Source organism: Pseudomonas sp. BNK-15 (genome assembly GCF_047456105.1).
GTDB lineage: Bacteria > Pseudomonadota > Gammaproteobacteria > Pseudomonadales > Pseudomonadaceae > Aquipseudomonas > Aquipseudomonas putida_E.
In genome coordinates this window covers 2,427,073-2,439,366 of record NZ_CP179898.1, presented here as the reverse complement: position 1 = coordinate 2,439,366, position 12,294 = coordinate 2,427,073, and the positions used below count along the sequence as shown (strand labels likewise).

13 protein-coding genes are annotated in these 12,294 nt (G+C 63.9%); 12 read left to right on the top strand and 1 reads right to left on the bottom strand.

Translation table 11 applies throughout. The annotated features are described in order from the left end of the window. Positions 1-44: 44 nt before the first annotated feature. Complete coding sequence (locus ACMGF5_RS11160; protein ID WP_039602038.1) at positions 45-446, bottom strand: response regulator; 402 nt, start codon at positions 444-446, stop codon at positions 45-47. Between the two features lie 242 nt (positions 447-688). On the opposite strand from ACMGF5_RS11160, the gene gshB reads away from it, so the two are divergent. The 12 genes from gshB to phaZ all read left to right on the top strand — a co-directional run bounded on the left by gshB (position 689) and on the right by phaZ (position 12,291). Further along, positions 689-1,642 (top strand): glutathione synthase, encoded by a 954-nt coding sequence (gene gshB / locus ACMGF5_RS11155; RefSeq protein WP_039602037.1) that lies wholly within the window; start codon positions 689-691, stop codon positions 1,640-1,642. Between the two features lie 146 nt (positions 1,643-1,788). Next, a complete protein-coding gene (locus ACMGF5_RS11150) occupies positions 1,789-2,691 on the top strand; it encodes a TonB family protein (protein ID WP_414157783.1) in 903 nt (300 codons plus the stop codon). A gap of 61 nt (positions 2,692-2,752) precedes the next feature. Then, the gene (locus tag ACMGF5_RS11145; protein ID WP_039602035.1) at positions 2,753-3,322 is read left to right on the top strand and encodes a YqgE/AlgH family protein; all 570 of its coding nucleotides are present in this window, start codon (positions 2,753-2,755) and stop codon (positions 3,320-3,322) included. Then, on the top strand, positions 3,322-3,747 hold the full coding sequence (gene ruvX, locus ACMGF5_RS11140; RefSeq protein ID WP_012312410.1) for a Holliday junction resolvase RuvX: 426 nt from the start codon (positions 3,322-3,324) through the stop codon (positions 3,745-3,747). Before ACMGF5_RS11145 ends, ruvX begins: the two co-directional genes overlap by 1 nt. 49 nt (positions 3,748-3,796) lie before the next feature. Further along, on the top strand, positions 3,797-4,315 hold the full coding sequence (pyrR, locus tag ACMGF5_RS11135) for a bifunctional pyr operon transcriptional regulator/uracil phosphoribosyltransferase PyrR (RefSeq protein ID WP_046785024.1): 519 nt from the start codon (positions 3,797-3,799) through the stop codon (positions 4,313-4,315). A 13-nt stretch (positions 4,316-4,328) separates the two neighbouring features. Then, positions 4,329-5,333 (top strand): aspartate carbamoyltransferase catalytic subunit, encoded by a 1,005-nt coding sequence (locus ACMGF5_RS11130; protein WP_012312408.1) that lies wholly within the window; start codon positions 4,329-4,331, stop codon positions 5,331-5,333. Further along, the gene (locus ACMGF5_RS11125) at positions 5,330-6,601 is read left to right on the top strand and encodes a dihydroorotase (protein WP_414157782.1); all 1,272 of its coding nucleotides are present in this window, start codon (positions 5,330-5,332) and stop codon (positions 6,599-6,601) included. The genes ACMGF5_RS11130 and ACMGF5_RS11125 overlap by 4 nt, the downstream gene beginning before the upstream one ends. Positions 6,602-6,854: 253 nt before the next feature. Next, entirely contained in the window at positions 6,855-7,385 is a 531-nt protein-coding gene (gene hslV / locus ACMGF5_RS11120) for an ATP-dependent protease subunit HslV (protein WP_012312406.1), read from the top strand. A gap of 76 nt (positions 7,386-7,461) precedes the next feature. After that, positions 7,462-8,805: an ATP-dependent protease ATPase subunit HslU gene (hslU, locus tag ACMGF5_RS11115; protein WP_414157781.1), complete on the top strand. Its 1,344-nt coding sequence runs from the start codon at positions 7,462-7,464 to the stop codon at positions 8,803-8,805. A gap of 161 nt (positions 8,806-8,966) precedes the next feature. After that, on the top strand, positions 8,967-9,344 hold the full coding sequence (locus ACMGF5_RS11110; RefSeq protein ID WP_046785021.1) for a gamma-butyrobetaine hydroxylase-like domain-containing protein: 378 nt from the start codon (positions 8,967-8,969) through the stop codon (positions 9,342-9,344). 352 nt (positions 9,345-9,696) lie between these two features. Further along, on the top strand, positions 9,697-11,376 hold the full coding sequence (gene phaC / locus ACMGF5_RS11105; RefSeq protein ID WP_046785020.1) for a class II poly(R)-hydroxyalkanoic acid synthase: 1,680 nt from the start codon (positions 9,697-9,699) through the stop codon (positions 11,374-11,376). Between the two features lie 63 nt (positions 11,377-11,439). Beyond that, positions 11,440-12,291, top strand: coding sequence for a poly(3-hydroxyalkanoate) depolymerase (phaZ, locus tag ACMGF5_RS11100; protein ID WP_046785019.1), 852 nt, complete (start codon positions 11,440-11,442; stop codon positions 12,289-12,291). The last annotated feature ends 3 nt before the right edge of the window (positions 12,292-12,294 follow it).

Genomic DNA, 12,294 nt, shown 5'->3' with positions numbered 1-12,294 from the left:
GTTTCCCCATCAGGAAAATAAAAGCCACGCCACCTCGGGCGTGGTCAGGGTGCGTGTTGTTCGTGCGCGGCGAACCCGGGCACGTGGGCCCTGATCGCGTCGAGCAGTTCTTCCTTGCTGAATGGTTTGGTCAGGAACTGATCGGAGCCGACCACCCGCCCGCGCGCCTTGTCGAACAGGCCGTCGCGCGACGACAGCAGGATGACCGGGATGTCCTTGAAGGCGCTGTTGTGCTTGATCACGGCGCAGGTCTGGTAGCCATCCAGGCGCGGCATGAGCACGTCGACGAAGATGATCTGTGGCTGGTGGTCAACGATCTTGGCCAGGGCATCGAAACCGTCGCTGGCGGTGATCACCTCGCAGCCTGCTTCACCGAGCAACATCTGCGCAGTGCGGCGGATCGTGCGTGAATCGTCGATCACCATCACCTTCAGGGGTTGTTCCATAGATGCCTACCAGAAAAAATTGAGCTGCAAGATGCAAGCGTCAAGCTGCAAGAAAAGGCGGACTGGCACATGGCTGGCTTTTTCCTGAGGCTTGTAGCTTAAGGCTTGCAGCTCATTTTTAGCACACTCCGGGTGGCCATTCCATCTACCGCGCCCCTTGACCCGCGGCGTTCGCGGCGCCACCCTGAGCCACTTTTCTTTCGATTCGTCGCGGCTACCCGCCGCCAAGAGGAACCACCCCCATGAGCGTTCGCCTCGGCATTGTCATGGACCCCATCGCGTCCATCTCCTACAAGAAGGACAGCTCGCTGGCCATGCTGCTGGCCGCCCAGGCCCGTGGCTGGAGCCTGTTCTACATGGAACAGCGCGACCTGTACCAGGCCGAAGGCAAGGCCCGCGCGCGGATGCGCCCACTCAACGTGTTCGCCGACCCGGCGCGCTGGTTCGAGCTGGGCGAAGAGCAGGACAGCCCGCTGGCCGAACTGGACGTGATCCTGATGCGCAAGGACCCGCCGTTCGACATGGAGTTCGTCTACAGCACCTACCTGCTGGAGCAGGCCGAAGCCGAAGGCGTGCTGGTGGTCAACCGCCCACAGAGCCTGCGCGACTGTAACGAAAAACTGTTCGCCACCCTGTTCCCGCAATGCACGCCGCCTACCCTGGTCAGCCGCCGCCCGGACATCATTCGCGCCTTCGCCGCCCAGCATGGCGACGTGATCCTCAAGCCCCTGGACGGCATGGGCGGCACCTCGATCTTCCGCCACCGGGCTGGTGACCCCAACCTGTCGGTCATTCTCGAAACCCTGACCGCACTCGGCGCCCAGCAAATCATGGCCCAGGCCTACCTGCCGGCCATCAAGGACGGCGACAAGCGGATCCTGATGATCGACGGCGAACCGGTCGACTACTGCCTGGCGCGCATCCCGGCCAGCGGTGAGACACGCGGCAACCTGGCCGCAGGCGGGCGTGGCGAAGCACGCCCGCTGAGCGAGCGTGACCGCTGGATTGCTGCCCAGGTCGGCCCGACCCTGCGTGCAAAAGGCCTGCTGTTCGTCGGCCTTGACGTGATCGGCGACTACCTCACCGAGATCAACGTCACCAGCCCGACCTGCATCCGCGAGATCGACGCGGCCTACAACACCGATATCGGTGGCAAGCTGATGGATGCCATTGATCGCCAGTTGAAGGCGCGCTGACCGCCGACGCGGAGCAAAAGCGCAGAGTGGGGTATGATGCGCAGCCGCAAGCTTCAAGCTGCAAGCCGCAAAAAAAGCCGGCCTGCACCAACCTGCCCTTACTTGCAGCTTGCGGCTTGTAGCTTGTAGCTGACTGTGGATACCTGATGACGCTGCCCGCCGACATCCCCGCCGACCTGCTTCCACCCCGCGTTCGCCCGGTGGACCGGCTTGGTTTTACCCTGTTCCTGGCTGCCCTGGTGCACCTGGCGCTGATCCTCGGCGTGGGCTTTACCGTGGTCAAGCCGGCTGAAATCCGCAAGACCATGGACATCACCCTGGCCACCTTCAAAAGCGAGAAGCCGCCGGAGAAGGCCGATTTCCAGGCCCAGGCCAACCAGCAAGGCAGCGGCACCCTGGAGAAGAAGGCGGTACCCACCACTACCGAGGTCGCGCCGTTCCAGGACAGCAAGATCAACAAGGTCACCCCGCCGCCGGCGGCAAAACCTGAAGTGAAACCGCCGCCTGCGCCGCAAAAATCCGCCGTGGCCACCCAAGCCCCCAAGGCGCAGAAGGTCGAGCCCAAGCCGAAGGAAAGCAAGCCGCAGCCCAAACCGGCAGCAACGCCAGATTTCGACAGTTCGCAGTTGTCGAGCCAGATCGCCAGCCTCGAGGCCGAGCTGTCCAACGAACAGCAGATGTACGCCAAGCGCCCGCGCATCCACCGCCTGAACGCTGCCTCGACCATGCGCGACAAGGGCGCCTGGTACAAGGAGGAGTGGCGCAAGAAGGTCGAGCGGGTGGGCAACCTCAATTACCCCGACGAAGCACGCCGCCAGCAGATCTACGGCAACCTGCGGATGATGGTGTCGATCAACCGTGATGGCTCGCTCTATGAGGTGCTGGTGCTCGAGTCGTCCGGGCAGCCGGTACTGGACCAGGCAGCCCAACGCATCGTGCGGCTGGCGGCGCCGTTTGCGCCGTTTACCGGCGACCTGGCGGAATACGACCGACTGGAAATCATCCGTACCTGGCGGTTTGCCCGTGGGGATCGGCTTTCCAGTAACTGAGCTGCAAGCTGCAAGCTCGAATGCCTTGTCAGCCTCGCCACCTGGCGCCACACTATCCCCCATGAAAAACCTCGCCCCGAGCTACCTCAAGCATCAGTTCCTGATCGCCATGCCGCACATGGCCGATCCGAACTTTGCCCAGACCCTCACGTACATCGTCGAGCACAACGCCAATGGGGCCATGGGCCTGGTGGTCAATCGACCTCAGGAGCTGAACCTGGCGGACATTCTCGAGCAGTTGCGCCCGGACGAGGAACCGCCGGCCAGCACCCTGCAGGTGCCGATCTACCAGGGCGGCCCGGTGCAGACCGACCGCGGCTTCGTACTGCACAGCAGCGAATGCAGCTACCAGGCCACTGTCGAGCTGCAAGGCCTGTCGCTGTCCACCTCGCAGGATGTGCTGTTCGCCATCGCCGAGGGCGTAGGGCCACAGAAGAGCCTGATCACCCTGGGCTATGCCGGCTGGGAAGCCGGGCAACTGGAGGCGGAGCTCGCCGACAACGCCTGGCTGAACTGCCCGTTCGACCCAGACATCATTTTTGGCCTGGCCAGTGAACAGCGCCTGGGAGCCGCAGCCGCCAGCCTGGGCATCAACCTAAGCCTGCTGACCAGCCAGGCGGGCCACGCCTGATGGCCGAGCTGCGCCTGCTGCTGGGCTTCGACTACGGCAGCAAACAGATCGGTGTGGCCGTCGGCCAGGTAGTGACCGGCCAGGCACGTGAACTGTGTACGCTCAAAGCGCAGAATGGCGTGCCGGACTGGGCCCAGGTGGAAAAACTGATCAATGAGTGGAAGCCCGATGCCATCGTTGTCGGCCTGCCATTGAACATGGACGGCACGCCAAGCGAAATGAGCGCCCGCGCCGAAAAGTTCGCCCGCCGCCTCAACGGCCGTTTCAACCTGCCGGTGCACACCCACGACGAACGCCTGACCACTTTCGAGGCCAAGGGCGAGCGCATGGCCCGCGGCGGCCAGCGCGGCAGTTACCGTGACAACCCGGTCGATGCCATCGCCGCGGCCCTGCTGCTGCAAGGCTGGCTGGAGGCCAATACCTAATTTTCCGCTTTGCCGTCGGCCCAACCCGGCGCCCTCCAGGAGACACGCAATGAGCCTACCCAATCCCGCCGATCTGATCCGGCAGATGGCTGTCGACCTTCGCGCCCATCTCGCCCGCCGCGGCATCACCGAGCCGCGTTACATCGGCATCCGCACCGGCGGCGTCTGGGTAGCCCAGGCCCTGCAGCAGGAACTGGCCGATGCCAGCCCGCTGGGCACCCTGGACGTGTCGTTCTACCGCGACGATTTCAGCCAGAACGGCCTGCACCCTCAAGTGCGTCCGTCAGAGCTGCCGTTCGAGGTCGAAGGCCAGCACCTGGTCCTGATCGACGACGTGCTGATGAGCGGTCGCACCATTCGCGCCGCGCTCAACGAACTGTTCGATTACGGCCGCCCGGCCAGCGTGACCCTGGTCTGCCTGCTTGACCTGGACGCCGGCGAACTGCCGATCCGCCCCAACGTGCTGGGTGCCACCCTGTCGCTGGCGGCCCATGAACGGGTAAAATTGACCGGCCCCGCACCGCTCGCACTCGAGCGCCAGGACCTCGCCACCGCTTCCGCCCTTTAAGAGTCCACTCGCGATGACGCCAATCGACGCCAAGCGCCCGCTGCAGCTCAATGATCAGGGCCAGCTGCGCCACTTTCTCTCGCTCGACGGTTTGCCCCGCGAACTGCTCACCGAGATCCTCGACACCGCCGACTCGTTCCTCGAAGTCGGCGCACGGGCCGTCAAGAAAGTCCCGTTGCTGCGCGGCAAGACCGTGTGCAACGTGTTCTTCGAGAACTCGACCCGCACCCGCACCACCTTCGAACTGGCCGCCCAGCGCCTGTCGGCCGACGTGATCAGCCTGAATGTGTCGACCTCCTCGACCAGCAAGGGCGAAACCCTGTTCGACACCCTGCGCAACCTCGAAGCCATGGCCGCCGACATGTTCGTCGTGCGCCACTCCGACTCGGGTGCCGCGCACTTCATCGCCGAGCATGTATGCCCGGATGTCGCGGTGATCAACGGCGGTGACGGCCGCCATGCGCACCCGACCCAAGGCATGCTCGACATGCTGACCATCCGCCGCCACAAAGGCAGCTTCGAGAACCTGTCCGTGGCGATCGTCGGCGATATCCTGCACTCGCGTGTGGCCCGCTCCGACATGCTCGCGCTCAAGGCGCTGGGCTGCCCGGACATCCGCGTGATCGGCCCGAAAACCTTGATCCCGATTGGTATCGAGCAGTACGGCGTGAAGGTCTACACCGACCTCACAGAAGGGCTGAAGGACGTCGATGTGGTGATCATGCTGCGCCTGCAGCGTGAACGCATGGCCGGCGGCCTGCTGCCCAGCGAGGGTGAGTTCTACCGCCTGTTCGGCCTGACCACCGCGCGCCTTGCTGGCGCCAAGCCGGACGCCATCGTCATGCACCCGGGGCCGATCAACCGCGGCGTGGAGATCGAGTCGGCGGTGGCCGACGGTAAGCATTCGGTGATCCTCAACCAGGTCACCTACGGCATCGCCGTGCGCATGGCGGTGCTGTCCATGGCCATGAGCGGGCAGAACACGCAACGTCAACTCGACCAGGAGAACGCCCAGTGACCCTCAGCATTCTTGGCGCCCGGGTCATCGACCCCAAGAGTGGCCTGGACCACGTCACCGACCTGCACCTGGACGGTGGCCGCATTGCCGCCATCGGCGCGGCCCCGGCTGGCTTCAGCGCCAGCCGTACAATCCAGGCAGATGGCCTGATCGCCGCACCCGGCCTGGTCGACCTCGGTGTATCGCTGCGCGAGCCGGGTTACAGCCGCAAGGGCACCATTGCCAGTGAAACCCGCGCCGCCGTGGCCGGAGGCGTCACCAGCCTGTGCTGCCCACCGCAGACCAAGCCGGTGCTCGATACCTCGGCAGTGGCCGAGCTGATCCTCGACCGCGCCCGCGAAGCCGGCAACAGCAAGGTCTACCCCATCGGCGCCCTGACCAAGGGCCTGGAAGGCGAGCAACTGGCCGAACTGGTCGCCCTGCGTGACACCGGTTGCGTAGCCTTCGGCAACGGCCTGAAAGAAGTCCCCAACAACCGTACCCTGGCCCGTGCCCTGGAATACGCTGCCACCTTCGACCTGACCGTGGTCTTCCACTCCCAGGACCGCGACCTGGCCCAGGGCGGCCTGGCCCATGAAGGCGCGATGGCCAGTTTCCTCGGCCTGCCCGGCATTCCGGAAACCGCAGAGACCGTGGCCCTGGCGCGCAACCTGCTGCTGGTCGAGCAGGCCGGCGTACGTGCGCACTTCACCCAGATCACCAGCGCCCGTGGCGCGCGGCTGATCGCCCAGGCCCAACAACTCGGCCTGCCAGTGACCGCCGATGTGGCGTTGTACCAGCTGATCCTCACCGACGAGTCGCTGCGGGAGTTCTCAAGCCTCTACCACGTGCAGCCGCCACTGCGTAGCGCCGCCGACCGCGATGGCCTGCGCGAAGCGGTCAGATCGGGCGTGATCCAGGCGATCTCCAGCCATCACCAGCCGCACGAGCGCGATGCCAAGCTGGCCCCGTTCGGTGCCACCGAGCCCGGTATCAGCAGCGTCGAACTGCTGCTGCCATTGGCCATGACGCTGGTGGAAGACGGCCTGCTCGACCTGCCGACCCTGCTCGCCCGCCTGACCAGCGGCCCGGCGGCCGCCATGCGCCTGCCGGCGGGTGAACTGAAGGTCGGTGGCTCGGCGGACCTGGTGCTGTTCGATGCCAAGGCCTCGACGGTTGCCGGCGAGCAGTGGTACTCGCGCGGCGACAACTGCCCGTTCATCGGCCACTGCCTGCCCGGCGCGGTGCGTTACACCGTGGTCGACGGGCACGTCTGCCACGAGGGCTGAGTAAGCACACCGCTCGCTGTAGGAGCGGCCTTGTGTCGCGAAAGGGGTGCGAAGCAGCCCCGGGAATTTCCGAATAGTGCCGGGATCTTGGGGCCGCTTTGCGGCCCTTTCGCGACACAAGGCCGCTCCTACAGCGACCGCGCCCCGCACAGGCTGATAGCAACCATTCATCCCCCTCGGTTGAAATCCTTCCCCCCACCCCCATATGAGTCTGCATCAGGCAATTTTGCCCCGCTGCGTGGAGACTCTCCCCTTGACCACCATCGTTTCTGTCCGCCGTCACGGCAAAGTCGTCATGGGCGGCGACGGCCAGGTATCTCTCGGCAACACCGTCATGAAAGGCAACGCCAAAAAGGTACGTCGCCTGTACAACGGTGAGGTCATCGCCGGTTTCGCCGGCGCCACCGCCGACGCGTTCACCCTGTTCGAGCGCTTCGAAGCCCAACTGCAGAAACACTCCGGCCATTTGGTGCGGGCCGCCGTCGAGCTGGCCAAAGAATGGCGTACCGACCGCTCCCTGAGCCGCCTGGAGGCCATGCTGGCCGTGGCCAACAAGGACGCATCGCTGATCATCACCGGCAACGGTGACGTGGTCGAGCCAGAAGACGGCCTGATCGCCATGGGCTCCGGCGGCGCCTACGCCCAGGCCGCGGCCCGCGCCCTGCTGAACAAGACTGACCTCTCGGCCCGCGAAATCGCCGAAACCGCACTGAACATCGCCGGTGACATCTGCGTGTTCACCAACCACAACCTGACCATCGAGGAGCAGGACCTGGCCGAGTGATCAGCTGTTCTGGCGCCCCGTCCCGGTGACGGGGCTTTTCCACGCTGACTCATTCTGCTCGAGGACCATTTTCATCATGTCCATGACCCCCCGCGAGATCGTCCACGAACTCAACCGCCACATCATCGGCCAGGACGACGCCAAGCGCGCCGTGGCCATCGCCCTGCGCAACCGCTGGCGGCGGATGCAGCTGCCAGCCGAGCTGCGCGCCGAGGTGACACCTAAAAACATTCTGATGATCGGCCCCACCGGCGTCGGCAAGACCGAAATTGCCCGCCGCCTGGCCAAGCTGGCCAACGCACCATTCCTCAAGGTCGAAGCGACCAAGTTCACCGAGGTGGGCTACGTTGGCCGCGATGTCGAGTCGATCATCCGCGACCTGGCCGACGCCGCGATGAAGATGCTGCGCGAGCAAGAGATCATCCGCGTGCGCCACCGCGCCGAAGATGCCGCCGAAGACCGTATTCTCGACGCCCTGCTGCCGCAGGCCCGGGTCACCAGCTTCAGCGAGGAAGCCGCGCAGACCAGCAGCGACTCCAATACCCGCCAGCTGTTCCGCAAGCGCCTGCGTGAAGGCCAACTGGACGACAAGGAAATCGAAATCGAGGTGGCCGACGCCGTCGGCGTCGAAATCGCCGCGCCGCCCGGCATGGAAGAGATGACCAACCAGCTGCAGAGCCTGTTCGCCAACATGGGCAAGGGCAAGCGCAAGGCGCGCAAGCTCAAGGTCAAAGAAGCGCTGAAGATGGTTCGCGACGAAGAAGCGAGCCGCCTGGTCAACGATGATGACTTGAAGGCAAAGGCCCTGGAAGCGGTCGAACAGCACGGTATCGTGTTCATCGACGAAATCGACAAGGTGGCCAAGCGTGGCAACGTCGGCGGCGCTGATGTGTCCCGTGAAGGCGTGCAGCGCGACCTGCTGCCACTGATCGAAGGCTGCACCGTCAACACCAAGCTGGGCATGGTCAAGACCGACCACATCCTGTTCATCGCCTCCGGCGCGTTCCACCTGAGCAAGCCGAGCGACCTGGTCCCTGAACTGCAAGGCCGCCTGCCGATCCGCGTGGAGCTCAAGGCGCTGACCCCGGAAGACTTCGAGCGCATCCTGCAAGAGCCGCACGCTTCGCTGACCGAGCAGTACCGCGAGCTGCTCAAGACCGAAGGCCTGAACATCGAGTTCAAGGCAGACGGTATCAAGCGCCTGGCCGAGATCGCCTTCCAGGTCAACGAGAAGACCGAGAACATCGGTGCCCGCCGCCTGCACACCCTGCTCGAGCGCCTGCTCGAAGAGGTGTCGTTCAGTGCAGGCGACCTGGCCAGTACACATGATGAAGCACCGATCCAGATCGACGCAGCGTACGTGAACGGCCATCTGGGTGAGCTGGCCCAGAACGAAGACCTGTCGCGCTACATCCTTTAAGCGGCGAGCTGCAAGCTGCAAGCGACAAGCTGTTTGGCGTCGCTTGCAGCACTGCGCTCACATGATCTTTCCATGGTGGCTCTAATATCACTTCTTGCAGCTTGAAGCTTGAAGCTTGAAGCTTGAAGCTTGAAGCTTGTCGCTCAGAAGAGATTCAGACCATGGCCCGCATGCCAACCGCCATCAACCTGCACAAAGCCTCCAGGACACTCAGCCTCACCTACGGTCCCGACGAGGCCTATCACCTGCCCGCCGAATTCCTGCGCGTGCACTCCCCCTCCGCCGAGGTCCAGGGCCACGGCAACCCCATCCTGCAATTCGGCAAGATCAATGTCGGCCTCAGCGGCCTTGAGCCCGCTGGCCAATATGCACTGAAACTGACCTTCGACGACGGCCATGACAGCGGGCTGTTCACCTGGGAATACCTGGAGCAACTGTGCCTGCGTCAGGAACAACTCTGGGCCGAGTACCTCGATGAGTTGCACAAGGCCGGCAAATCCCGCGATCCTGCCGAAACAGTGGTCAAACTGATGCTCTAGCTCAAGCCTTCCACGCTTTAGAGCGCATTTTCTAATCTCATCTGCTTGAATGCCCTACAGACAGCTCATTCAAGGGCTGTCTTGCGCATTACATGAAAGTCGGGTAACCAATGGAGCTGGCAAGTTCCCTGCATTGCTTTGAAGGCAGTCAGGGCATGGCCGGTATGTAGAGGTCGCGAGCGAAAGCAGGCTGTCTTCACACGCAGATTCCCCCGCAGCTCATCGCCGATTGCATCCGGCCCGCAGCACCGCTGTTCCTTATCACTGGTCACCCGAGTAGCAGTACCGGGCTGTCGACTGTGCATGCGCCACAGCAAACCGGTACTCGTCTCAGGACAACGGAGCGTCGTAGATGAGTAACAAGAACAACGATGAGTTGCAGCGGCAAGCCTCGGACAACACCCTGGGCCTGAACCCGGTCATCGGCATCCGCCGCAAGGACCTGCTGAGCTCTGCGCGTACCGTGCTGCGCCAGGCCGTGCGCCAGCCGCTGCACAGCGCCAAACACGTGGCACATTTCGGCCTGGAGCTGAAAAACGTGCTGCTGGGCAAGTCCAGCCTGGCCCCCGAGGGCGACGACCGTCGCTTCCAGGACCCGGCCTGGAGCAAGAACCCGCTGTACCGCCGCTACCTGCAAACCTATCTGGCCTGGCGCAAGGAGCTGCAGGACTGGATCGGCAACAGCGACCTGTCGCCCCAGGACATCAGCCGCGGGCAATTCGTCATCAACCTGATGACCGAAGCCATGGCGCCGACCAATACCCTGTCCAACCCGGCGGCGGTCAAACGCTTCTTCGAAACCGGCGGCAAGAGCCTGCTCGACGGCCTGTCCAACCTGGCCAAGGACGTGGTCAACAACGGTGGCATGCCCAGCCAGGTCAACATGGACGCCTTTGAAGTGGGCAAGAACCTCGGTACCAGCGAAGGCGCCGTGGTGTACCGCAATGACGTGCTGGAGCTGATCCAGTACAGCCCAATCACCGAGCAGGTGCACGCCCGCCCTTTGCTGGTGGTGCCGCCACAGATCAACAAGTTCTACGTCTTCGACCTGAGCCCTGAGAAAAGCTTGGCGCGCTTCTGCCTGCGCTCGCATCAGCAGACCTTCATCATCAGTTGGCGCAACCCGACCAAAGCCCAGCGTGAGTGGGGCCTGTCGACCTACATCGACGCACTCAAGGAAGCGGTCGACGCGGTCCTGGCGATTACCGGCAGCAAGGACCTGAACATGCTCGGTGCCTGCTCCGGCGGCATCACCTGCACCGCACTGGTTGGCCACTACGCCGCGCTGGGCGAGAAGAAGGTGAATGCGCTGACCCTGCTGGTCAGCGTGCTGGACACCACCCTGGATACCCAGGTGGCATTGTTCGTCGACGAGCAGACTCTGGAGTCGGCCAAGCGCCACTCCTACCAGGCCGGCGTGCTCGAAGGCAGCGACATGGCCAAAGTGTTCGCCTGGATGCGCCCCAACGACCTGATCTGGAACTACTGGGTCAACAACTACCTGCTCGGCAACGAGCCGCCCGTATTCGACATCCTGTTCTGGAACAACGACACCACGCGCCTGCCGGCGGCCTTCCACGGCGACCTGATCGAAATGTTCAAGAACAACCCGTTGACCCGCGCCGATGCACTGGAAGTGTGCGGGACCGCCATCGACCTGAAAAAGGTCAAGTGCGACATCTTCAGTGTGGCCGGCACCGCCGACCATATTACCCCGTGGCAGTCGTGCTACCGCTCGGCGCACCTGTTTGGCGGCAAGATCGAGTTTGTCCTGTCCAACAGCGGCCACATCCAGAGCATCCTCAACCCGCCGGGCAACCCCAAGGCGCGTTTCCTGACTGGCGCGGACCGCCCCGGCGACGCATTGGCCTGGCAAGAGAACGCAGACAAGCATGCCGACTCCTGGTGGCTGTATTGGCAGGCATGGCTGAGCGAGCGCGCCGGCGACCTGAAAAAGGCGCCGGCCCGCCTGGGCAACCGTGCCTATGCCGCAGGTGAAGCCGCACCGGGAACTTACGTTCACGAACGTTGAGTTGTAACGCCGTGGCTGCCCACCGGCAGGCCACGGCGCTTCATTCACCACAGAGTCATGCGCATGTCGTCACACTACATATTCCGGACCGTCGAGCTGGACGACCAGTCCATCCGCACTGCCGTGCGCCCAGGCAAGCCGCACCTGACGCCGCTGCTGATCTTCAATGGCATCGGCGCCAACCTGGAGCTGGTGTTCCCGTTCATCGAAGCGCTGGACCCGGACCTCGAAGTCATTGCCTTCGACGTGCCAGGCGTGGGTGGCTCCTCCACCCCCCGCCACCCCTATCGCTTCCCCGGCCTGGCCAAGCTGACCGCACGCATGCTCGACTACCTGGACTACGGCCAGGTCAACGTGATCGGGGTGTCCTGGGGCGGCGCCCTGGCCCAGCAGTTCGCCCATGACTATCCGGAACGCTGCAAGAAATTGGTGCTGGCCGCTACCGCCGCCGGTGCAGTGATGGTGCCGGGCAAGCCGAAAGTACTGTGGAACATGGCCAGCCCTCGGCGTTACATCCAGCCCTCACATGTGATCCGCATCGCTCCGCTGATCTATGGCGGCGCCTTTCGCCGCAACCCTGACCTTGCCATGCACCATGCCTCCAAGGTGCGCTCCGGCGGTAAGCTGGGCTACTACTGGCAGTTGTTCGCCGGGCTGGGCTGGACCAGCATCCACTGGCTGCACAAGATCCAGCAGCCCACCCTGGTGCTGGCCGGCGACGACGATCCGCTGATCCCACTGATCAACATGCGCTTGCTGGCCTGGCGAATTCCCAATGCCCAGCTACATATTATCGACGACGGTCATTTGTTCCTGATCACCCGGGCTGAGGCCGTCGCCCCGATCATCATGAAGTTCCTCGAGCAAGAACGTCAGCGCGCGGTCATGCACCCCCGCCCGGCCTCCGGCGGCTAGGGT

What these genes read in the sequence shown, in the direction of transcription:
- ACMGF5_RS11160 (WP_039602038.1), bottom strand. Translation starts at nt 446, where the DNA reads ATGGAACAACCCCTGAAGGTGATGGTGATCGACGATTCACGCACGATC.
- hslU (WP_414157781.1), top strand. Translation starts at nt 7,462, where the DNA reads ATGTCCATGACCCCCCGCGAGATCGTCCACGAACTCAACCGCCACATC.
- phaZ (WP_046785019.1), top strand. Translation starts at nt 11,440, where the DNA reads ATGTCGTCACACTACATATTCCGGACCGTCGAGCTGGACGACCAGTCC.
- ACMGF5_RS11145 (WP_039602035.1), top strand. Translation starts at nt 2,753, where the DNA reads ATGAAAAACCTCGCCCCGAGCTACCTCAAGCATCAGTTCCTGATCGCC.
- phaC (WP_046785020.1), top strand. Translation starts at nt 9,697, where the DNA reads ATGAGTAACAAGAACAACGATGAGTTGCAGCGGCAAGCCTCGGACAAC.
- ACMGF5_RS11150 (WP_414157783.1), top strand. Translation starts at nt 1,789, where the DNA reads ATGACGCTGCCCGCCGACATCCCCGCCGACCTGCTTCCACCCCGCGTT.
- pyrR (WP_046785024.1), top strand. Translation starts at nt 3,797, where the DNA reads ATGAGCCTACCCAATCCCGCCGATCTGATCCGGCAGATGGCTGTCGAC.
- ACMGF5_RS11110 (WP_046785021.1), top strand. Translation starts at nt 8,967, where the DNA reads ATGGCCCGCATGCCAACCGCCATCAACCTGCACAAAGCCTCCAGGACA.
- gshB (WP_039602037.1), top strand. Translation starts at nt 689, where the DNA reads ATGAGCGTTCGCCTCGGCATTGTCATGGACCCCATCGCGTCCATCTCC.
- ACMGF5_RS11130 (WP_012312408.1), top strand. Translation starts at nt 4,329, where the DNA reads ATGACGCCAATCGACGCCAAGCGCCCGCTGCAGCTCAATGATCAGGGC.
- ruvX (WP_012312410.1), top strand. Translation starts at nt 3,322, where the DNA reads ATGGCCGAGCTGCGCCTGCTGCTGGGCTTCGACTACGGCAGCAAACAG.